Annotated in this window: 16 protein-coding genes and 1 pseudogene; 5 read left to right on the plus strand and 12 right to left on the minus strand. The window is 41.3% G+C overall.

Annotated elements, in window-relative coordinates; translation table 11 throughout:
- Positions 1–2: 2 nt before the first annotated feature.
- Positions 3–794 carry an IS5 family transposase gene (locus HC246_RS10730; RefSeq protein WP_169363381.1) on the minus strand — a complete coding sequence of 264 codons (792 nt, stop codon included), beginning with the start codon at positions 792–794 and terminating at the stop codon, positions 3–5.
- 180 nt (positions 795–974) lie between these two features.
- A complete protein-coding gene (locus HC246_RS10735; protein ID WP_169363382.1) occupies positions 975–1,736 on the minus strand; it encodes a transposase in 762 nt (253 codons plus the stop codon).
- A 117-nt stretch (positions 1,737–1,853) separates the two neighbouring features.
- Between HC246_RS10735 and HC246_RS10740 the strand changes: the two are divergent.
- Positions 1,854–2,910 (plus strand): annotated as a pseudogene (locus HC246_RS10740) (IS4 family transposase).
- On the opposite strand, the gene HC246_RS10745 reads toward HC246_RS10740, so the two are convergent.
- The 3 genes from HC246_RS10745 to HC246_RS10755 all read right to left on the minus strand — a co-directional run bounded on the left by HC246_RS10745 (position 2,888) and on the right by HC246_RS10755 (position 6,989).
- Entirely contained in the window at positions 2,888–3,301 is a 414-nt protein-coding gene (locus HC246_RS10745; RefSeq protein WP_169363383.1) for a hypothetical protein, read from the minus strand. The pseudogene HC246_RS10740 and the gene HC246_RS10745 sit on opposite strands and share 23 nt — an antisense overlap.
- 433 nt (positions 3,302–3,734) lie before the next feature.
- A complete protein-coding gene (locus HC246_RS10750; protein WP_169363384.1) occupies positions 3,735–5,465 on the minus strand; it encodes an ABC transporter permease in 1,731 nt (576 codons plus the stop codon).
- Positions 5,466–5,579: 114 nt separating this feature from the next.
- Entirely contained in the window at positions 5,580–6,989 is a 1,410-nt protein-coding gene (locus tag HC246_RS10755) for an ABC transporter ATP-binding protein (protein ID WP_225902939.1), read from the minus strand.
- 431 nt (positions 6,990–7,420) lie between these two features.
- Here HC246_RS10755 and HC246_RS10760 point away from each other — a divergent pair, with 431 nt between their 5' ends.
- From HC246_RS10760 to HC246_RS10775, 4 genes are all read left to right on the plus strand, one after another.
- The gene (locus HC246_RS10760; protein ID WP_169363385.1) at positions 7,421–8,659 is read left to right on the plus strand and encodes a glycosyltransferase; all 1,239 of its coding nucleotides are present in this window, start codon (positions 7,421–7,423) and stop codon (positions 8,657–8,659) included.
- A 114-nt stretch (positions 8,660–8,773) separates the two neighbouring features.
- The gene (gene pgsA / locus HC246_RS10765) at positions 8,774–9,310 is read left to right on the plus strand and encodes a CDP-diacylglycerol--glycerol-3-phosphate 3-phosphatidyltransferase (RefSeq protein ID WP_169363386.1); all 537 of its coding nucleotides are present in this window, start codon (positions 8,774–8,776) and stop codon (positions 9,308–9,310) included.
- Positions 9,311–9,397: 87 nt separating this feature from the next.
- Positions 9,398–11,338 (plus strand): serine/threonine-protein kinase, encoded by a 1,941-nt coding sequence (locus HC246_RS10770; protein ID WP_169363387.1) that lies wholly within the window; start codon positions 9,398–9,400, stop codon positions 11,336–11,338.
- A 686-nt stretch (positions 11,339–12,024) separates the two neighbouring features.
- The gene (locus tag HC246_RS10775; RefSeq protein WP_169363388.1) at positions 12,025–13,236 is read left to right on the plus strand and encodes a tetratricopeptide repeat protein; all 1,212 of its coding nucleotides are present in this window, start codon (positions 12,025–12,027) and stop codon (positions 13,234–13,236) included.
- A 36-nt stretch (positions 13,237–13,272) separates the two neighbouring features.
- On the opposite strand, the gene HC246_RS10780 is transcribed toward HC246_RS10775, so the two are convergent.
- The 7 genes from HC246_RS10780 to HC246_RS10810 form a co-directional block, all read right to left on the minus strand.
- A complete protein-coding gene (locus tag HC246_RS10780; RefSeq protein WP_169363389.1) occupies positions 13,273–14,142 on the minus strand; it encodes an aldose epimerase family protein in 870 nt (289 codons plus the stop codon).
- 47 nt (positions 14,143–14,189) lie between these two features.
- Entirely contained in the window at positions 14,190–14,615 is a 426-nt protein-coding gene (locus HC246_RS10785) for a thiol-disulfide oxidoreductase DCC family protein (RefSeq protein WP_169363390.1), read from the minus strand.
- A gap of 189 nt (positions 14,616–14,804) precedes the next feature.
- A complete protein-coding gene (locus HC246_RS10790; protein WP_169363391.1) occupies positions 14,805–19,379 on the minus strand; it encodes a pentapeptide repeat-containing protein in 4,575 nt (1,524 codons plus the stop codon).
- 668 nt (positions 19,380–20,047) lie between these two features.
- On the minus strand, positions 20,048–20,722 hold the full coding sequence (locus tag HC246_RS10795) for an esterase/lipase family protein (RefSeq protein ID WP_169363392.1): 675 nt from the start codon (positions 20,720–20,722) through the stop codon (positions 20,048–20,050).
- A 56-nt stretch (positions 20,723–20,778) separates the two neighbouring features.
- Entirely contained in the window at positions 20,779–20,982 is a 204-nt protein-coding gene (locus HC246_RS10800) for a hypothetical protein (RefSeq protein WP_169363393.1), read from the minus strand.
- A gap of 17 nt (positions 20,983–20,999) precedes the next feature.
- Positions 21,000–21,584, minus strand: a complete 585-nt coding sequence (locus HC246_RS10805; RefSeq protein WP_169363394.1) for a Uma2 family endonuclease — start codon at positions 21,582–21,584, stop codon at positions 21,000–21,002.
- 4 nt (positions 21,585–21,588) lie between these two features.
- The gene (locus HC246_RS10810) at positions 21,589–22,434 is read right to left on the minus strand and encodes a DUF1186 domain-containing protein (RefSeq protein ID WP_169363395.1); all 846 of its coding nucleotides are present in this window, start codon (positions 22,432–22,434) and stop codon (positions 21,589–21,591) included.
- Positions 22,435–22,510 lie beyond the last annotated feature (76 nt).

Raw genomic sequence — 22,510 nt, forward strand, 5'->3', positions numbered from 1 at the left:
ATTTAAGAATTGACAGCAGTAAGATTTTTAAGCATTTTTCGGATCAAAGCTATGTAAATAAACGACTCTGAGATATTCTCATAAAATTCATAGTCCTTGCTAAGTCTACGATATTTGTCTATCCAAGCGAAGGTTCTCTCCACTACCCAACGCTTTGATTCAACAACAAACCCTTTCTGTGATTCCGACCGTTTGCTTACTTCCCAAGTGCAACTAAAGTTGTCTTTAACCCACTGGGTGATATCCTCGCCAGAGAATCCCTTGTCAACTAATATCTTTTGTAAGCGTCTCAGTGGATACTTGAGATTTGCTAATAGTCTCATCGCTCCTGCTCTCTCGCCAACATTTGCTGGGCATACGAGAGCGCCAAAGACTAACCCCAATGTATCAACCATGATGAATCGTTTGCGACCCTTAACCTTTTTTCCACCATCAATACCACGACTACCTGCACTATCCATGGTTTTAATACTTTGACTATCGAGACTGGCTAGACTCGGTGTTGCTTCTCGACCATCTGCTAATCGTACTTGTGTGCTTATCTGGTAATTGATTTCAGCTATAACTCCTGTTTTTGTCCATCTTTGAAAGTAGAAGTAGATGGTCGAATATGTTGGCAAATCATGGGGCAGATTTTCCCATGTACAACCATTCTTGGCTATGTAGAAAATCTCATTCAGCACTTCCCGAAAATTTGTTTTTGGTGGTCTCCCCAATTTTGATGGTTTTGGCATCATTGGAGCTATTATTTCCCACTCTTCATTGGATAAATCGGTATTATAGGGTTGGCGCATTTTGGCTGGCTGATACTAGACTTCATCAGTATTCATACCTGTTTTAGTGCGCCCTTGCTTTCTTAAATGCTTTCTTAGATAAAGCCAATGCAACTCTTCCTGATCAAAAAGGTAAGCCCTCTCCTCGTCCTACTTTTCGTTGGATACTTCAGTGCTTTCTCCTGATTGACTGACAAAAGTCTATGAAGCATAGTCGAGAGTAGAAGCATAGAACTCAATGCGGAATAATTTCTGAAGATGTTTTCGACGAGAAGCAATAGCAGGGTGAGAGTCAAGATAAGAAGTAAAAGAGTAGAAAGGCAAGAAAGCCCAGTTTTTAGTGATAGCGGTGTGAATCCAGTTCCAGCCAATCTTGAGATAACTAAGCCCACGAAACCAATGAGGATCAACCAAACGACGATAGCCAGAATCAGCAACCGCCAGTCCTTGAGCCGTTAAAAACAAGGTGGTCAGTGCTATCACAAAACAAAGGCGAGAAATGGCAGGAGCCGAACGTAAACGCGAAGATTCTAAATCAAAGCCATTAGATTTATCATCCAAGAAATTCTCCTCAATATCGAATCTCAGACCATACTCCCAAAAAGTTTGGAGTGTGGTAGGTTCAGTACTGAGAATATACCAATACTCTCGGCTCCCAGATTCCCAAGCCGCCGCAATATGCACATCGGTAAGACGCTTGGACTCAGTTTTGTGAACTTTAACATTGTGGATCAACTTAGCTTCACCAAGACGAAGATGTAATTGTTTGACTGTTTGCCAGCCATGCTTGGGGGCATATATCCAGAAATTACCCTTGATCCGAATCCGACATTGCCATTTTAATTCCCACACATAGCGCACCAGTTCTGGATTAGCAAATGCTCGGTCTGCTAATAAAACTACTTTGACATTCACGGGCAACAGTTTCGATGCGCGTTTGAGCATGTCTTGATAGCTACTCATCTCCACACTACTACTGCGATGTTTGATTACACGCCAACCTTAGTACAGGACAAAAAGTTGCAAAAGTAGGCAGGGAGGGGTTTTATAAAAGATAACCACATCGTAAATAAAACCCCTATGAAAGAGATTAACCTATTCCGAGAAAAGTTGCAGCAACATCTGCAATGGAATAGAGCAAGACTAGCCTTTGTGTCCATGTTCTTGATCGCGCTAATGCGAGTAAAGACAGTAAACCTAGCTGAAATTGCCACAGGATTTAGTGGTTATGCCAAAGTCGAATCACACTATAAGAGGTTACAGAGATTTTTTCGACTTTGAAGTGGACTATGAAAAGATCGCACTCATGGTCGTCAAAGTCATGCAAATCCCCGAACCTTGGGTAATTTCTATCGACCGCACCGATTGGGAATTCGGTAAAACCGTGTTTAATGTGCTGACATTGGGAATAGTGCATTACGGTATTGCATTCCCGTTGGTATGGATGATGCTGGACAAAAAAGGTAACTCAAACACCCGTGAGCGCTGTGAATTGTGTAATCGATTTCTGGAAATATTTGGAGACCGCAAAATCGACTTTTTGAGTGCAGACCGAGAGTTTGTCGGTGAGGATTGGTTAGATTACTTGTTGTGTGAACCATGTAACCGTTTTCGTATCCGCCGTAAAAATACTTTGCTCAATGACGGGCAGAAAAAACTGCGTGCCGACATTTGTTTTCAAGACCTCCAAGTTGGTCAGTCCAAAGTATTGTCCAAGCCCAGAAAGGTTTGGAACCATTGGCTTCGTATAGCCGCTATGCGTCTTGATGATGGCGATTTATTAATTGTCGCGACGACTCATGACCCTGATACGGCTATTGCTGACTATGCTAAGCGTTGGGCTATTGAGACTTTATTCGGGTGCTTTAAAACCCGTGGCTTTTGTTTGGAGTCCACTCATCTTCAAGATCCTGAACGTCTTTCCAAACTAATTGCTTTGCTTACTCTGGCTTTATGTTGGGCTTTTTCTTCTGGGCTTTGGTTGGCTCAACTAAATCCCCTCAAGCCTAAAAAACACGGTCGTCTTCCTAAAAGCATTTTTCGCCTTGGTTTTGATTTCCTTCGTCACATCATCTTTGACTTACATCTCAATTCTCAAGCCTTCTTTAACTCCATTAAATTTTTGTCCTGTACTTAGCACGCCAACATAACGGTAAAGCTCTTCCCTGATGAACTACACACAATCGGATCATGCTGTATTCTTCCCACAGTTGACTGGTATCAAAACTCAGATATATTTCTGGCTCTTTCCATTTAGCGATTAACTCTTTGATTACTGGACTGTATAGCTTAGCTGGATTTATGCGCGGATTGTTCAGCCATCTTGATAGTTGTCTTTGCGTGCTTTGGGCGATCAATGCTTTTGTGTTGATATGGCTTAACCACTTCGTTAAATTCACACTCCCTGTGGCGATCATTCCCACCATCATCCACGCCATTACTCCCAAATGGCGCACATCTGACCACTGGCTGTATTGACTCCCGAATTTTATTAGTTCATTATAGATACGTGAGGCGTTTTGGGGCATTTGTCCTATGCTCCTTTTTCTTCAAAAAACAGCATACGCCTCTTTTTTACTCAAATTCAATCTCTGTATACTTTCTCGCAACTTCTCTTACCACTTTTGTCAGTCAATCAGGTGCTTTCTCTCTGTTCATTTGGTCTGTCTTGACCATGTTAAATATCAGATTAAGCTTACTGATAGACAAAATCAGATTTTGCACTTTCTCGGAGCCTCTTCTCGTAAATATTATTTTTTGTCTTAAATAACCTGCTGAATGTAGGTTATTTAACTTGCAGAGGGGCTTCGACTTCGCTCAGCCCTCGGTGTAAGCTAGCTGAGCGAAGTCGAAGCTGTAGTTTTTATTTGAATTATCTATAAATACCAGAAAAGCCTTACTAAGCAAGGCTTTCTTTCTGGTATTACAAAATTTATAGGCTTAGCTTGAACTGGCGTTAATTTAGACCATTAATTGATACTTAACCTGAGCTAGCCGATATAGTGGTCTCCAAACTAAGCGATTGGTGGTAACAACTAGTAATGACATAACAATCGTCGAAGCCAGTAACAGAGGAAAATCTCCAATATCTGAAGCTTGGGTAATTGTGGAACCTAAACCTGTTGCGGTCAGTATTTTTCCCTGAAATTTGATATATTCCCCTGCAATACTAGCGTTCCATGCACCACCAACTGCGGTAATAATGCCTGTGACTAGATAGGGGAAAATCCCAGGTAAAATCAAGGTGCGCCAGCGCTCTAGGGATGAGAGTTTATAAACCCTTGCCGCTTCAAAAAGCTCTGATGGAATTGCTTGTGCTCCTGCAATCACATTAAAGAGGATGTACCACATACTTCCTAAAGTCATCAGAATTACTGCCCCAATATCTAATCCTCCACCAATATTTGCCAAACCTAACAATAGAATTGGGAACAGCGCAGTAGCAGGCACAGAAGCCGCAATCTGTACTATTGGTTGAAGGATTTGGGCTAACTTCGGACTGCGCCCAATCGTGACACCAATAGGAACAGTAATTAGCAGTGACAAAATCAGCACAGCTAAAACTCGTAGCGAAGTGTATAGCGATCCGATCATGACCTGTTGCCAAGAAGCTAAGGGCATCTGACTTAATAATAAAGCAGCTTCAATAGTTCCACCTAAAACAATGAATCCGACTAAACCAATGATTATCCAGTTTAGCCAGTTAATCCATTTAGATGCTTTATGTTGACTCTCAGGAGAAGCTTTAGGTTTGCTGCTAAAGCCACGATTAACGGCTTCGGCTAACGGTGTAAATAGGCGATCGCTAATAATTCGCATGGTTGGCGATCGCCTTAAAAAGTCTAATACCCGTGACTCAGGTACTTGCGTAGCTTCAACCGTTTCATGCTTAAACTTTTCTGCCCAAGCAATCAGTGGTCGCCAAATCAAATAATCAATGATGGTAATAATCCCAATTAAAACAATAATCCCACAGAGAATCGCGATGTTATCTCCTTTATCGGCTGCTGCCTTCAGGAATGAACCCAACCCCGGTAATGTAAAGTTGCGATTGGAAAGGGTAAAGGATTCTGTTTGCATTAAAAAGAACCATCCACCAGCCACAGACATCACACTATTCCAAACTAACCCAACGACTCCCGATGGTAGTTCTAACGTCCAAAATCTTTGCCAAGGGCTAAGGCGATACACCTGACTAGCCTCAATTAACTCATTAGGAATGCTACTTAAAGATTGATAAAAACTAAAAGTCATATTCCATGTCATACCTGTAAAGATCAGCAAAATTGAAGCTAATTCGATGCCCAAGCGCTGTCCAGGGAATAAGCCCACTAAAGCTAATACCACAGCAGGTAAAAATGAAAGTACGGGAATTGACTGTAAAATATCTAATAAAGGAATGAGAACCTTTGCCCAAGTAGCAGAACGATAGGCAATGTAGGCATAGGTCAGGCTAAATATTAGTGATAAGCCATAGGCAGCAAGCATTCGCACTAAGGTCTGCAAAGCATAATTAGGTAAAAAACTTAAGGATAGATTGATGACATATTCACTATCATAGGTTCCTGTAAATTTACTCGCAGTCTGAACAATAATGAAAATCAGAGAGACGATCGCTAAAGGCAATAGCACATCGCCAATACCCCATCTGGTGCGAAACTCTGACTTAGGATCGATAGTGGGCTGAAACATAAGCAATCCAAGCTAAACCGTAGAATAAAAAATATGTACAGGCAAAAGATGCAGATAATTCTTTAAAAGCCTTGCTATGCAGAGCTTCTAAAGAATTATCTGGATAACAGAAAACTATGGGTTATCATCTTCAATTTGATGGTTACTCTCATCAATGAGGATAGAATCTGAGGAATCACGATAGTCAAATAATTCAACGGCACTATCTTCGATAAAGATTTCTCCTGAAGGCTCATCATAACTAAATAGCTCAGCATAGCGACCCCAATCCATTGCTGTCCTGAGTTGTCGTTGCGCTTCTTTACTAGTGAAATAATTCTCTAGGATATCGAGAACTAGTTCCTCAGAAATCCGATGATTGCGTTTAGCTAATAAAAGCTGACAAATCTGTTGGACTAAGCGAATGTGTTGCTGCAACAAATCACGAATAATTGCTTTGCGTTCATCAATATTACTATTGATAAACTTCTCTCCATTGGCTGACAGTTGAATATCCCCCTCAGTAACAGCAACTAGTTCCATTAATTTACTCGCATCAACAATTGGGAGTAAATCATCGACTTCTAATAACAGTTCTTGGGCAATACGATAAATATCCTTCTCTTGCCGACCTTCAAGTAGTTCCAATAAACCAGCTACTGATCCAATCCGCACATGGGGCAAAGATTGATATTTCGGTTGAGAAGGTGGTTTGGTTGTCGGGATAGAAGAAGTGGTGGTGGGCTGTGTGGAAATATCAGGGAGATCGGGATTAGTGAGGATTTTATAAACTTGGTCAACTAAAGCTTGGAATTCAGGGCTTTTGCGATCGCGATAATGGGGTAACGTGATTGGCAAATCGGCACGAATCCGTCCGGGGTTGCGACCTAATACAATCACGCGATCGGCAAGTGTCACTGCTTCTTCGATCCCATGAGTCACGATTAAAATCGATTTAGTGGGAATTCTTTTTTCAAGCCATAGGTCAAGTAGTTCAAAGCGCAAGTTTTCTGCCGTCAGTACATCTAGAGCTGAAAATGGCTCGTCCATGCACAATAGCTCAGGTTCAACAGCCAAAGCTCTTGCAAAACCAACACGTTGCCGCATTCCACCTGAAAGTTCTTTAGGATAGGCGTTTTCAAAGCCATCTAAGCCAATGACATCGATCATGCGGAGTGCTTTTTGTAATCTTGTATCCTTTGGTTCCCCCTTGGCTTTCAATCCCAGTTCCACATTTTCGAGAACCGTGAGCCAAGGGTAAAGTGCAAAATTTTGAAAGACGATCGCGACTCCAGGATTTAAGCCCACTAGAGGACGATTGTAATACAACACCCTGCCGCTAGAAGGTGGAATCAAACCTGCAATCATTCGCATAATTGTTGATTTGCCAGATCCCGAAGGACCTAACAACGCAATAATTTCACCTACTTGCAACTGACAATTAATATTTTCAATGATTGAGATAGTCTGTCCATTTGGTTGTAAGTAAGACTTCCCAATATTCTCTAAAGCAATAAAGCTGGTTTTTGCGGCGTTTTGAACCATAATGTTATCTGTGCAGGTATTGTGAGCTACATAGATAGGGAAGTTTTCGCTACCCAACCCAATACATTATCAGCTAAGAGTGTCCAGAATTTGCACTACACCTGTTTTTTGACTGGTTGTAGTATATTTTGTACTACCTACTAAAGTTTGGACGAATATGATATAGCCTGTTGAAGCTTGAAGTAGTACAGAGAAATTTTTGAAAGTGCGGCTAAGCTGCACTTTCAAAAATTTCTCTAGGTTTTAAGTCAGAGCAACTTCATCGCACCACAAAAAATCAGTTCTTTATTCAAACCCCAAACCCAAAAATATAAGTCATATAGAAGAGAATTAAGTTTTAAACCGCTCTGAAGGCTAGAATAATAACTACTTTGCTTAAAATGCATTGACCCTTTACTTGTAGTCCATACACCTGACATCTTTAGACCTCAATGTCCTACTCTCTTGTCCCTGTCCCTCTCGGTTCCTTGCAAATTAATGAACTGATCTACACTGAAGATGTATTAGGGACAAGTTCCACCAAATCAGCAACTTTCTCTTTAATTATTCCTACCTATAATGAGAGCAAAAATTTAGAGAAGTTAGTTGAGGTTCTCAGTCAAATTTTAAATAGCTATTGGGAGGGAAACTACGAGTTAATTATTGTTGATGATGATAGTCCAGATCGAACGTGGCAAGTGGGATTGGAATTAATGCCTCACTATCCCAAATTGCGCGTGATGCGTCGGCAACAGGAAAAGGGACTATCAACAGCAGTGATTCGGGGTTGGCAAGCTGCACAGGGGGAAATCTTGGGTGTGATTGATGGTGATTTACAACATCCCCCTGAAACCCTGATTAATATGCTCAATGAGATGCAAAATGGAGCAGATTTAGTTGTTGCTAGTCGGCATGTTGAAGGTGGTGGAGTTAGTGATTGGGGATTTATCCGTCGGGTTCTTTCCCGAGGAGCGCAGATGTTGGGATTAATCATTTTACCGAATGTGATCGGTCGGGTTTCTGATCCGATGAGTGGTTATTTTATGGTTAGGCGCAGTGCGATCGCTAATTGCTTGATGAATCCATTGGGATACAAAATTTTGATTGAAGTCTTAGGACGTGGAAATGTCGGTAAGGTCGCAGAGGTAGGTTATATATTTCAGGAGCGCCAAGAGGGAGAGAGTAAGGTTACTTGGCGGCAGTATGTAGATTACATTATGCATTTACTAAGACTGCGATCGCGGGGCAGAATTAGTAGAATTCGCGAAAGGCTGAGGGTTCCTATTAAGCGTTTTTTAAAATTTGGCATCGTTGGCTTTAGTGGAGTATGTGTAGATATGGCAATCTTATACTTGCTCAGCGATGCCTCAACCTTACACTGGGGATTGACCCGCAGTAAAATCATTTCTTCGGAAGTTGCAGTGATCAACAATTTTTTATGGAATGATCTATGGACATTTAGTGATATTTCTAGTCATCAAAAGGGATGGCGCAAAAGGATTAAGCGGTTTTTGAAGTTCAACTTTATTTGCTTATTTGGAATGGGATTAAATTTGATCATTCTCAATCTGCTCTACAACTATGCTCATATCAATCAATATCTTGCTAACTTAATTGCGATCGCGATTGTGACTATATGGAACTTCTGGTTTAATCTCAAACTGAGCTGGCGAGTTACTCAAACTAAATAAGGAACAGGCAAGAAATTTTTTAAAAGTGTTGCTTCGCAACACTTTTAAAAGTTAGATCAAAGCACGCTAAAGTGTTGCTATAAGCGCCATTTTATCTACTGAAGTTTAAGTTTTATGACTTTCTCCACAATTACTTTACCAACTTGGGTCACGCTATCACGGCTGATTGCGATTCCGATCATCTTTGGACTGTTCATCTGGCAAGATAGTGAACTGACTCGTCTAATTGCACTCACTGTATTTTTGATTGCGGCGGTTACGGATTGGTTAGATGGATATTTAGCAAGAAAACTTAATCAAATTACTGAACTAGGAAAATTTCTCGATCCCCTTGTTGATAAAGTCCTGACGATCGCTTTGTTTCTTTTATTTATTGAGTTGGGACAGGTTCCAGCATGGGCAGTGTTTGTGATTATCACCCGCGAGTTATTGATTACGGCGTGGCGTGGTGCTCCTAGCAGTGCCAGTGACACAGGCACATCACCAATTATTGCCGCAAATTTGTGGGGAAAAGCAAAAACGGTGATGCAAATTGTGGCGATCGCTGCGTTATTGGTCAAAATCCCCTATGCGATCGCCTTTTTCTGGATTGCAGTAGCACTCACGTTGATTTCTGGCATTCTCTATGTTGTGCCAACCTCAAAGAGCTAGTTATAATTCATGAATAGTTTCTTACGCTTAGTAAGAGAGCATTAGATTATAATTAAATACTAGAGTTGCGGTTGGAGTAAGGTTCTCATGGCGACATCACAAACACTGGGCAAAGCGTTTGGCAATCTATTAGGTGGACGCTTTCGAGTTGTGCAGACGATCGCTGATGATACCTATACTCAGACCTACTTGGTTGAAGATACAGTTGCGGCAGAGATGCCCCGTTGGATTGCCAAAAGTTTCTGTCTCATTAATAAAACTAATTTACAATTAGATTGGGCGCGATCGCTATTTCGGAGTGAAGTTCCCAAATTGCAGCAACTTAGCGATCGCAGTAATGACTTTCCTAAAATCACAACCTATTTTGAGCAGGAGGAGGAATTTTATATCGTTGAAGAAGCTATTGATGGAACTCGACTCAGTGATGAAATAGCCAAAGGCAGACTATATAACGAGTCGGAAGTTATTAATTTTTTGCAGCAACTGCTCGCAAGTTTGCATATTGCCCATAGTGCCAATATGGTGCATGGCGATATTAATCCCCGCAATCTCATCCGCCGTAGACATGATGCGATCGGCAATCATCACTTTGTGCTGACTAACTTTGCTGTTCTTAAAGGTATTTATGCAACGGCAGCACAAAAGGGCGTGGTATTGGGAACGCCTAGCTATATGCCCTTTGAACAAGCGCTTGGTCATTTTACCCCTAGTTGTGATATCTATGCACTCGGATTAACTGCGATTCAATTGCTCACAGGCTTACATCCTAGTCAGCTAGTGCGGCGTGAAGACCTCAATCTCTTACATTGGCAAATAGGGTCGATGATTCGTCCTGAGCTAGTCGCGATTCTCAATCGCATGGTTAAACATCATCCTGAAGATCGCTATCAATCTGCTCAAGAAGTTCTCTACGATCTCGATAATTTACCCCTGAGCCAAGATTCCCAAGAGTTTCAGATGCCCAAATTAGTCCTTGGCGAAAATGCGGGACGTTGGGTGATCGCGCTTGTCTGCCTCGCAGGTGTAGCTTGGAGCGTAATCAATTTTCAAAATCTCCCCAAACTAGCAACAAATCCTATCGTCCCCACACCCACTACCAAACCGACGATAGCAACTCCTCAACCCGTAGCAACGAACTATCAGTTACGACAAACCCTAAAGGGACATAATGGCTGGGTCAGAGCAGTAGCCTTTTTCCCCAATGGATTTAGTTTTGCCAGTGGCAGCTATGATCGCACCTTAAGGCTGTGGAATGTTCGCGATAATCAACCCTTTGAGACTTTATCTAAACACTTTGGTTCAATTTCGGGCATTAATGCGATCGCGGTGCATCCCAATGGTAATACTTTCGCTGCGGGCTGCATTGATAAATCGGTCAAGTTATGGAACTTCCGTAGCGGTCAGCCAATTAATAATCTCGATGGTCATGAGGGACAGGTCTACAGTGTTGCCTATAGTCCTAATGGTAAGACCTTAGTTAGTGCTAGTGCCGATAAAACGATCAAATTATGGAATTGGCGTAAAGCAGAAGTATTGCAGACCTTTGAAGGACATCAAGACAAGGTCGTTGCAGTGGTATTCCATCCTGATGGTAAAAAAATTGCGAGTGCCAGTTTTGATAAAACCATCAAAATTTGGGATATCAGTACAGGTACAGAAATTCTCACTATTAACGGACATAATGCACCTGTAAATGCGATCGCCTTTAGTCCCGATGGCAATTTTCTCGCTAGTGGTAGTCAAGATCAAACCGTCAAAATTTGGAATGCCAATACGGGTAAGCTGTTGCAAACCCTCTCAGGTCATACGGGTAATGTCTTGGCAGTTGCCATTAATCGTGACGGCACAGCGATCGCTTCGGGTGGTGCAGATAAAACGATTCGCCTATGGGATGTCAAAACGGGACAGTTGTTACAAATCCTCGATAACCATGAAGCCCAGATTCTGTCCTTAAGTTTTAGTCCCAAGGATCAAACTCTCGTCAGTGGTAGTGCTGATCGCACGGTTAAGGTTTGGCAATTACTATGAGATTTTTGGTAGTGCTAAATAGGTAAGGATGAGCGGCGCGGAGCGCCGCCCATCCTTACCAAAATAAATCCTTATTTTTCTGTTGAGGATAGATCCCAAAATGCTTCTACTGCTGACTGCATTCCTTGGTACGACTATAGTAACTTTTGGGATCGTGAGGGCAGCAAATGTTTCTTACTCGAAACCACTTTTTGAAAAATGGGCTGCATTGCAATCCTATAATTTTGTTGCCTACGAGTATAGGATGATTCTAGTTGGGCCCTTTTTCTGGGGTAGTATGACGAGTGATATCGTTTTCCGAGCAAGTATTCTCGACGATTGCTATCAAGTTCGCAAATGCTGGATAAGATTCAGATTGAAGTCTTTATTCACCTTCTTACCCAACAAAGATCTATCAAAATACGATGTGAAAATAGTTTGGGATCGAGGGGATCACAACCTGCTATAGCAAAAAAAGAGTTAGCTATTACAAACCAAAACCAGAGGATGAGTTGCGGCGCTTTGCGCCGCAACTCATCCTCTGGTTTTATGTCCTAAGCAAAACTTGCTTTGCTCTACCATTCGATACACTCTTTGGAAAAACGAAAATCAATTTGCGATTCTCTGGATGATTTTGGGTACGATATTAAATATGAAGTACAAAGCCTTAACTTAGGTAATTTGTGCACATAATTTTGGAGAATTTCATGAAATTAGCTGAATTTCTTATACAGGGACAGCAATTACGTCAACAAGACCGTACATCAGCGATCGCTTATTTTGAGCAATGTCTTCAAAATACAACTACTGACGCAAATTCTGTGGGGGAGATGGGCACAAAGGCAAGGGTTTTACTGGATTTGGCAGTAGAACTAATTGCCACCAAGCAACCAGAGCAACTACAAAGAGCAAAGGTGCTAGTGCAACAGTCGGGGGATATATTAAATCAAAGCTTAGAAACCAGTAGAGAACAAACGGCGTATTTGCTATATGTTCGCGCAATTTTGGCAATGGAATTGGGGGATTTGAGAGATGTTTTGCCAACTTTGCAAGCTGCCTATGAAGCATATGGCAATAATCAGGAGGGACAAGCCTTAACCGATGATGCGATAGGTCATTACTACATCAAAATCAATGATTATTCCTCGGCATTAATTAGTTTTGAGCGATCGCTGTCCGTTCGCCTTGAGGCTAATGATGCATCAGCGATCGGCAAAAGCTATGCCCATTTAGGTCAATTGTATTTGTTGTCTGGTGAACTGAATCAGGCAAATAGCCTTTTTCAAAATGCCCTCGATCTTGCTATTGATCAATCAGATAATTTTTTGCGCTTACAAGCCCTTAAAGGTTTAGGTAAGATCGCTCTTGCTGAATCTCAATGGCAAAATGCGATCGCTTTAATTAAAGATACGATTACTTTACTCAAAGAGCCTGTAGATAGCATTGAAATCGGTTATTTATATTGTGATCTCGCTGAAGCATTACTAGGCAATCGCCAGACTGAAGAAAGCCTGATCTGCATTAGGATCAATGTCCTACCAAGGTTTCGGGATTTTCAATATGGTAGGGGCATTGCCATTGCTAAGCATTTGCGCGGACGCATTTATGTGCATCGGTTACTCGAAGGCTTAGATAGCTTAGATGAAGATGCGATCGAAACCGCAGAAGACTCTTTACTAGATGCTTCTATCGCTTTTGAGCAATTTGGCATGATGTATGACTATGCAAAAACTCTGTATGACTTAGCTTGTCTTTATCAGTTATGCAGTAGTTCGCAGTTTCAATATCAATACCAAGGCAAATCATTGCGATCGCTCGAATTATCCCTAAGTGTCCTCGATCAACTGGGGCTAGGAAATAGTTATCTTGCCTCACAGGTTGAAGTCTTACTTAATCAAGCCATGCGAGGCAGTTTTTAAAGAAAAGGCGATGCTTTGCATCGCCTTTTCTTTTAATTAGAAAAAGTTAGCTGTAATTTTCATGACTGCCTTACGGGTCACATTTGGTTCTAGTACAGTCAGATATTCCTTAGTATTCAGAGAATTACGAGTGGCACTCCAAGGCTCTAGGCAATAGAAGTCCTTGCCCTTGACTGTCCAAAATACAAGATAGGTATAAAAGTCGTCATAATCAATTTCAATCTTGAGTTGGCGATCGCTATCAACCACAGAAGTCGAACGACGCGAAAGGTTGCCAAATACTGAATCAATCTCATCTTGATCAAAATTAAACTTGCCATCAAATGCAAAGTTTTCTTTTGTGCGATTGTCTTCGTAGCTAGTTGCAGGAATATCCACTTTAAGCTGATTTTTGTCACCACAAAGGAAATAAGGGTGGAATCCAGAAGAAAAAGGCATAGGCGTGGAGGAGAGATTTTGGTATGTTTGATGAATCTCTAATGTATTACCACGCAACTCGTAGGTAAAAGCTAAATGGAAATCAAAGGGATACACAAGTTTCGTTTGGTCGTTGCTACCTAGCTCAACGGTGAGGCTAGCTTTACCATCATTACTTTGATTGGTTGCTGTCCAAGGTAATTCACGGGCAAAACCATGCTGTTTAATTTTGTATTCCTTTCCATCAATACTGTAGGTCTCATTGGGCAAATTACCACAGAGTGGAAACAAAATAGGATTACCACCTCTAACGCTCAAATCAGGATGGGTGAAGCGCTCCGTATCAAGATAAAAAACTTCCTTCCCATTAATCTGCCAACTGGTAATAATTCCACCGCGTTCTGGAACAACTTCTATGTGAGAGTTGGTGCTGCTGTCAGACAGAGTATAAGTATTGTATTGCTTTTGCTGAGAGGAAACGTTATACACAAATTTTATCCTGTAATGTTTTAGGAATATTTTTACAGCAGTTTACGTTAATTGTGGCACTGTGCGCTATTGTCTCTCGCTACACAACCGACAGGATAAGCAGTGTGATAAGTGCGATCGCGTTTACCAAATAACTGATAACGATGGTCACGAATCTGGATATAAGCTGCATCTCCCATTGCTTTTAGAGGAAATAGCGATCGATAGGCAGCAATTAAAGATGCTCCCATTGGTAATCGTCGGACAATTTCTTCCGCAGCTTCACTACCCTGCCATCTGGACATAGGATTGTTGCGATCGACTAGGATCATCCCCATTTCACAGTCCTTTGACGAGATATTAAATATGTCTAATGTCTCTTGATCTTGCATGGGAACATAGAAAAACTGCCGCCCACGATCATACTTCTCTAAAATGCTGACAAAATTAGCGCAGAGATTGCAGTTACCATCATAAATTACCGCATAGGACATAGAGTTTCAGAATAGAGGAAGTAAACTTCCTCTATTTTGCTATAGCTATGTAGGTTTTGGTTAGGACATAAAACCCAAGAGATGAGTGGCGGCGCGAAGCGCCGCCACTCATCTCTTGGGTTTTGATTTTCTTACGTTGCTATATAGGGGATTGATGTTTGCAAATGAGCCTAGGCTCATTTGCAAACGTTAAAACTTACAAGGACCTTTCTGGTTATTAGGGCAAATTGTCTCCTCATCAGTTTTAGGCAATTTGGTTGGATCAAAAGCCACATCTGTGAGATTAATACCTGTTAACTTCGCGCCACTCAAGTTTGCACCATTGATTTGACTACCAGTCAAGTTGGCTCCACGTAAATCTGTACCTGTGAGATCTGTGTAATTAAGCTTCGCACTAGAGAGATTAGCGCGTTTGAGACTGGCAAAGCTCAGGTTTAAACCAGATAGATCCTGTGATGCTAAATTACGCCCCTCGCGTGGTTCGTTGACAATTTGCCAAGCAAGGAGAACAGTAGCAGGAAACCTTGTCGCCTTTTCCGTTCCCTGAGCGCCAATTTTGGAGTCTTTTAAGTTAGCTCCTTCCATTTTGGCGCTAGCAAAATTAGAACGGGTTAAGTCTGCCCCCGCGAGATCAACTAGATTCATTTGAGCATTATTAAACTCTGCCCAAATCACACTAGCTTTAATTAATCTAGCCCGATTCAAGTTTGCCTTAGAGAAGTTCACGCCATCAAGATTTGCTTCTTGGAAATTTGCTCCAACTAGACTCGCATCTTGCATTTTTGCTCCAGTGAGGGTTGCCTTACTGAAATCAACATTATCTAGCTTGGCTCCCTTAAAGTCAGCATTGGTAAAGTCCTTCCCACTAGCATCCTTGAAAATACCCCAGCGTAAACCAATATCAAAAATTGGTCGATTAAATACGGTATAGAGCAAGAAAACACCACCGATCGCGCCTAAACCGATCGCAGGAATTTTGAGGTAGTCCTGCCATAGGGATTCGAGACTGACGCTAGGTATCTTTAACTTGGTCTGTTGTTTCGGCGATGCTGGCTGTGGTGCAGAGGGCGGTTCATAACCATAAGCTGCGTAGTTATCTTCGGTAAAGCGATTGAAATCAACTTGATCTGGAGTCGCTGCCATCCGAGCTTGCGTAGCATCAAAACTGGCGACGGGCTTACGGCGATCGCGAGGGATTTCTCTAGTCTCGCTGATACCAGTCATTTCTGAACGAGGCGAGGCAAGGGGAGGAGTTCTGCCCCTAGAGGGGAGTTGTGCGCCGCTGATAGAAGTAATACTATCTGATAAATCACCACTATCTAATAATCCTGACCAATCCGTATTATCGTCATGGATCTCTAGTCCGAGATCATTAAAATCTGGCAAACCTGTGTCTTTGCGTTTAGGAAGATTAGAAGCATTTCTATCTCTACTTTGAGATGACTGTCCTACACTAGAACCTGCACTAATTCCTGATCTAGGAGGATTGCTCGTACTTGGTTCTGAATATGGCGAGCCTGTTGGCGATCGCAATACGCCAGAAAGCACCGTATCCGCATCTAGCAGTTCTGACCACCCTTCATCAATTGGACTCACAGGCTTACGATCCCTACTTTGATCTGACGGGCGTTGATATCCCGCATTGGGAACAGAGGGAGAGGGAGGTGCAGGCTTCGCTTGAGCAGGATTGCGTTTTGGTGGCAATGGTGGCAAAAATGGTGGTGGTGGTGGTGTCGGTGGATTACTAACAGATGGGAAGGTTATGTCTTGGTTAGTAGAGATCGATGGGACAGGTGTGATTGGCGGAGATGGTGGCGGTGGTGGCGGTGTGAGTCCAGTTGATATAGCAGCAGGCGCAAACCCAGAATCAAAATCATCACCAGTTAGCTGTGTGTCTATACTGTCTAAATCAAAATCATCTAAAAAATCGCGATCGCTAGATTCCATATCAAAATTGTCAGGTGATGATAAGTTTTGGGGTGAAGTAGAAAGATTGGGTCTGTTTGAAGTAAGTTTATCAATAGCGCTTTCATCAGATGTATATCCATTCAGCAAATCATTGGCTAAGGCTTCTTCACGGAGATCTACGGCTAAATCGTAATCATTATTGAGAAGTTCATTACTTAAGGCTTCTTCAAAGGGGTCGCTGATTAGATTAGGTGGAACTGAGTTTGTGCTAACCGATAGTGGTGAAACTTCTATCTTTGATGTATCAGGAGGAGGAGGAACTGAGACTGGTCGATTAGGTGTCAAGGTTGTGGAAATGCCAGTACTCACGTTAGCTGGCGGCATTTCTGGAAATACATCTTCATCAAAAGCTGCCAGATCAAAATTTTCATCGATCATACTATCGAGATCTTGGAACTCGCCAATACTTTCCTCAGGTGCACTGATACTCGGCTGCTCAGAAACATTTTTTGCTTCTACAGGCTTCACTACATAACTAGAAAAGTCATCGTCGAAATTAGAATCTGTAATTTGACCAGCAAAAGCTTCGCTAAATTTTTCCCATTCTGCGTCTGGATCTAGAGATTCCTCAGTTGATGAACCCGCTTGGAAATCTGGGGTAGGCTGATTACTAGAGAAACTAGATTGTTGCTCAATTTCCTCAAGTTCATTAAATTGATATTGTTCTAAATCTTGTTCAAAATTATCAACATCTGCATAAGCTTGCTCGTCTTGAACAGATTCAAAATTACCAAGTGCAACCTCATCTATCACATCATCAATGGGGCTGTTATCAATTAAGTAGTTTGAGTCATTGGCGATCGCAAAATCATCTTCTAGACTCTCGCCAAAGTCGAAGTCATCATTAAGCCCATCTTCAGTGAAAGCTTCAGCCAAATTGTTATCAGCGACATCGGCAAAATCATGCTCTTGTTCACTTGCTAATGCTTCCAACGACTCTTCTGATAGAGCATTATGTTCATTCCACGCAATATCATTAGCAATTTCTGCTTCTAGATCTGCGCTCCAAGCTAAGTCATCGTCAATTACATCACTAGCTATATTGTCACTAATTACATCGTCAATTACATCACTGACAGCATCATTGACTACATCGCTACCTGCATCATGATCAACATCATCACCAATCAGTGCCTCGGCTGCTGCAAAATCAGAATCGCTAAATGTATCAACAGCCTCTACTGCTGCGTCTAAATTCCAATCATCATTACTGATACCACCACTAATTTCAGCTTCTAGTTCATCACTCCAAGCCAAATCATCATTGATGACAACATTTTCCGCATTATCCGTATCGCTAATTTCTCCTGCGAAATCTGCGATCGCAAATGACTCTGCTGATGGCGCGATCGCTAGATCGTCAAATGTCCCAAAAGCATTATCAATAGATGTAGCAGAGAGATCTTCTGATGCAATATTAGCAGAGCTATCCCAAATAGCATCATCTAGGGCATCTCCAGAACTAACATCGCTCTGCTCCCAATCACTTGCGAATACATTATCTACATCTACTTCATTACTGCTAATATTGCTGGCATTACTTGATTCAGCATCTAGATTAGGAACATCACCCCAAAATTCATCATTATCTATACCCTGCAAATCTGAAGACTCAGAAATTTGCATCTCGCCAAACCCATCATCTAATGGATCAGCTACATTTTCTACTAATCCATTAATTTCTTCATCAATTAATGGATTTTGAGGATCTTCGAGGAAATCTTCAAATCCATTACTAGTAATAGATTCAATAAATTGATCATCTAGTGAATTATCAGCTAGTTCCAAATTATGATCGAAAGATTCAACATTAGAATCTGTAAATAAATCGACTTCTTGTAAATTATCTTCTTCTAAATCTGCTAGTGCTAAATCATGGTTGAAGGTTTCTGCGACAATATCTTCTTGAGAAATTGAGTCAGATAGTTGATCGGCAAATAGACCTAAATTTTCGTCAATATCTTCATTACTAGCAACACCTGTAATTTGAGTAGGGATTTCAAAGTTATCCTCAATAATATCCAAAGAAGAAGGGGTTGGCTGATTGCTATAGGCACTTTCCGATTCCTCTAAAATTCCATCCCAATCATCACCTATGACATCATCTGAACTTGGATTATCATCAAAAAGATTGGATAACTCTAAAATTTTACCTTCAGTAATATCGATCTCATCCTGTAACTCATTGCCAGTTATGCTATCTGCATTATCAAACCCAAAAGCATCCAATGAATCTAGCTCAGAGAAATCAGCATCCCCCATAAATTCGAGACTATCTAAACCAAGATCATCATCAATAATGCTGTCTAAACTATCAGTACTTGTAGATGATTGAGGCACTATGTTCGATACAGGAGTATTTTGATCCAGAGAATCTACAAAATCCTCCTCTGAACTATCCATTCTCGTTTTGAAATCACTAACAATTAACCAATCAATATCAGTAACAGGATTACTATTTTGGCTACTGGTTTGCCTACCTGATGTCGTATTTTTTTGATCAGAAGATCGCTCAATTGGCTCATCTAAACCTAGCGATCGCAACCATTCTAAATCCGCTAGATCATCGTCAAGACTTTGATTAGAAGCTGACTTAGGTGCAGAATTTGATGATGTATTTTGGGCTTGTTGTTCTTGTTTTGCTTGAGAAGATCCGCCAATTCGCGTACTAAGATCAGACATGATCATCCAATCAACATTAGCAGCATCAGCACTTGCTGATTGCTGATTGGGTTGTTTTTTATCTGGTTCATTAGCGCCCTGACCTTTTTGGGGGATATTTCTATTAGAAGCCATGAATCGATCCTCAGCATTATTTTCGGATTTGCACCGTTAGGCGCTTTTTGTTTTTGCTTTAGCTCACAAGTTTTAGCCCACAAATTGCTAGCTACGCTTATTGCATCAAACTATAGCTTATCAACAACATTAATAGGATTTCAAGAAACTTAATATGTTTGGCGTATCAAAATAGTTACAGCTTCTTGATGGATTAAGTATCACAGTAGCAGCACTTAGTACACCAATTTTTGAAGAAAGAATTTTACAACACAAAAGGGAAAATAAGAACACGCGATATCAATTAAATTAGCAATTCCCCGATTAGTTGACACGAGTTCGGGATAATTTAAAACAGGCTTTGAGAGAGGGTTTGCGTAGCAAACCCTCTCTCAAAGCCTAGAATCAGAAGTCTTGCTTAGCAAGACTTCTGATTCTAGGCTTATAAAATTTGCACGCTTAACCCGAATTGACGTTAGGCTCTTGCGGATAAAAAATGTCCAACCAAAGTTATCTAGCTTCGACTTCGCTCAGCTAACGTTAGCTAAGCGGAGTCGAAGCCACAGGTGCTTTAATTAATAGCAAGTCCCTTAGTTAATTCTGAATGAATCGGAATAATTGTCGTACCGTTACCCTGAGACAAGAGAATAGACATGTTGAGCAGAGCTATTGTCTGAAATTGTCTGAAGCTATAAATACTTTGCCCAGATGTCAACTACTTCTTGAGAGCCATACCATTTCCCCGATCGCGGTGAATGATAAACACCATCGATCGCCATATTCTTAGCTCCATCCAAATAAGCAGCTTCAATGGGAATTATCCCATCACCCCAGACATCACCTTGCCCAATGGTGAGTTCATAACTACTATAGGCAAGCCATTTTTTGGGCGTGGATTTTTTTCCCTGTACCGCATTTCCCGCTACACAGATATATTCAATATCATCATAAAAAGCATCAGGATAATTGTCATTGACAAAGCCTAAATTTGGCAGTGACCAAGGTTCAAGGCTACGTTGGGGTGTTCCTAGACAAACTAGTTTGGCAACTTTAGAACGCGCATCCCAAACTTTGTCGTAATATGGGCGATCGCCTAGATAAATCCGTGAGAGCCATCCCCCTGCGGAATGGGCAATGATATTTACTTTCGATGCACCAGTTTTTGCTAATTCTTGATTTACGGTTTGGTCGAGCTTTTCTAAGATCGGCGCGATCGATCGCCCGCCCAAGGTTGGAACCCAGTCCCACCATTTCAAGGGCACGACTATAGCAGTTAAATTTTTTTCTTCTAATTTCTTAGCGATCGGTATGTAATCAGATGCACCCGCAAGATATCCCGCCAGAATAATATTGGTAGTAGTCATATAAATCCCAGAATGTATACCCGAATATATAAAAAGTGCAAAGCACTTTTTATATATTACTTTTCGTCAGGGCGTTGGCTCAGGCAACTACCACCACGAGCTGCATTGCGAAAGGTTTGCACAACTTCGACAATATTTACGTGACCACAATAGGGGCAATAAACCTGTTCCCCAATTTGCGGCTCGATGTCGGCACGGCTCCACCATTTACGACAGCGATCGCAATGAAAGTGATACAGAAATTCAAGGGAAACTTTCATAGGCTTTAGCGAAATGGCTAGAGAAATGTTTGGCGAAATGTCTTCAAGGCTTCAAGGGGTGATGCACTTAGAATACAGCGCTGTAATGTTGCTATATCGAGATCTGGCAAAAATTTGCTAGTTGCAGATTTACAGTATTGGCGATCACTCTGAATGTCTAGGTGATAAATATCAAGAACACCGTCTTCCCATAGCCAAACTTCAGGGACTCCGAGTAAATAATATTTCTTTAATTTTTCTGTATTGCCACTGGTCAAAATTACCTCTATGGCGAGATCGGGAATCTTTTTGGGGCTACCAAAGCTATAGGATTCATCAGGCTGCAAAGAGACTTGTTCTACTTTTTCTTGAGTGGCTTGCCCCATCGGGAAAAACTCAATTTCCAATTCTAAAAAATATAGTTCCAGTAATGCTCCAATAATCGTTTTAATTAGCTCATGATCGACTGAGGGGGACACAATCTCTAAAATTCCCTCGTAATAGGCTAGCCGAATACCCTTTGCTTCCGCAAAACCGCGTTGAATCAGCTTAAACTGCTCCCATGAGATTAAGGGCTGTTCAATTCTAATTTCAGGCTTGGGTTTGGTTTGAGTTAATAACATATTGCTATAGCTCCCAAAATGCTTTTTTCTTTTTAGTCTTTTTGGGTGCTGGTTTATCCCAAAACTCTAAGATGGGTTGTTTTGGTACAAATGGCTTATTACTTTCATGATTAAAACAAGCCCACCATTCCATACTCTTGTGGATGTCTTCTAGGGAATGATGAGACAACTGTTTACTGAGATCAGCAAGGCATTTTTCCTTGCCGTCTTTTAAAGCTTCTTGAAACTCTTCAATCCCAACGAAAACCTTATCAATTAGCCCTTGATCATAAGCTGCATGAATTTTATCCATCAACTCTTCAGGATAAAGATCACATATTGAGCAGGCTAGCTGACTATAAAAGCTGGAATCTTCACTAGCCTGATCTTTTGTAAGTAATCCGTCTAAGAAAGATAATGCGTCTTCCCTAGTAATTATGCCTTCGATCACTGCATAGGTAATCGCCGTAATCGCTGCCCCACGACTAAACTCATAGGCATTCTTGTTGGTAGCAAGTCCTTTGATTTTTTCAAGAGACCCGCCTGAGGTGCGTAATAGGATGGTGGGTAAATCTTCAGTCAGGACATCTTCTAAAAGATCATGTGGTAGAGGTTCAGGGAGGCTGACTACATCAATGATTACCTGATGAGCCCTAGTTTCTCGCCAATGTCCTAATAACATCAGGGCATAGATATGAGCTTGATAATCAGAATCTTCTATGTAATTCTGCGGCTCATCCCTAACTTTTTCCAAAATCGCAATCAGATGCGGAATAATTTCTTCTTTTTGTTTTAGGGCAGCGTCGATATGTGCACGCTTATATTTGCCATCGTAAATCTCAAGCCCAGCTAAAATTTCTTCTACATTCATTGTTTCTTACTAAAAACATTAGTGATCTAGATTGTAGGATGGGCGGCATATAAGCCCTTCATGTTGTAACAATTTA

The organism is Pseudanabaena yagii GIHE-NHR1 (assembly GCF_012863495.1).
Taxonomy (GTDB): Bacteria; Cyanobacteriota; Cyanobacteriia; order Pseudanabaenales; family Pseudanabaenaceae; genus Pseudanabaena; species Pseudanabaena yagii.